The sequence below is a fragment of the Vibrio sp. B181a genome, assembly GCF_030248375.1.
Taxonomy (GTDB): domain Bacteria; phylum Pseudomonadota; class Gammaproteobacteria; order Enterobacterales; family Vibrionaceae; genus Vibrio; species Vibrio campbellii.
The window spans coordinates 1-571 of the sequence record NZ_JAHGAD010000158.1 but is presented as its reverse complement, the minus strand read 5'-3'; the positions used below and the strand labels follow the sequence as shown (position 1 = coordinate 571).

The window sequence follows — 571 nt, the reverse complement described above, 5'->3', positions numbered from 1 at the left end:
TCGGTGCCGGCATCAATCCAAATGCTCGCGTGCAGTTAGACCGAAATGGGCGTGTGTCCGATTTACTCAATGACATTGAGCGCCAGCTGCAGGTGGGCTTTACCCCATCTGGCGATACCTTGAAGGTGGAGCGCTTTGTCTCTCGCACTTTTGAGCTGGAATTGCCGCCTGGCATGATTAGTGACCAAATCGGCAGTGGCGACAGCAGTGAAGGCTCGTCAGGAGGGGATGAGGACGGTGGCAGCGCCAAAGTCGACGGTCAGTACGTCACACTGTCAAGCAGTGATGTGGATGTATTTGGGGAAGTGGCCCTAGGCGTGCGCGCTTTGCTGCAGCTTGACCCCGATTTAACCGGTGAAGACAGCGATGAAGAGACCTTAGTGGGCTCGGTGCAAGCGGTGCCGTCGTTGTCACGTTTGGTGGTGCGCACCACACCTGGACGCATGCGTGAAATCGCCGACTTTGTCGCTCAATCCAAAGCGTCATTGACGCGCCAAGTGGCGCTCGAAGTTCAAGTGTTGGAGTTTCGTTCAAACCTTGGCCACGACCGAGGCATTGATTGGAACTTGGT

At 55.9% G+C, this 571-nt stretch carries 1 pseudogene; it reads left to right on the top strand.

What is annotated here, in order from left to right:
• Positions 1 to 571 (top strand): annotated as a pseudogene (locus KIO97_RS26905) (type II and III secretion system protein); the annotation flags it as partial.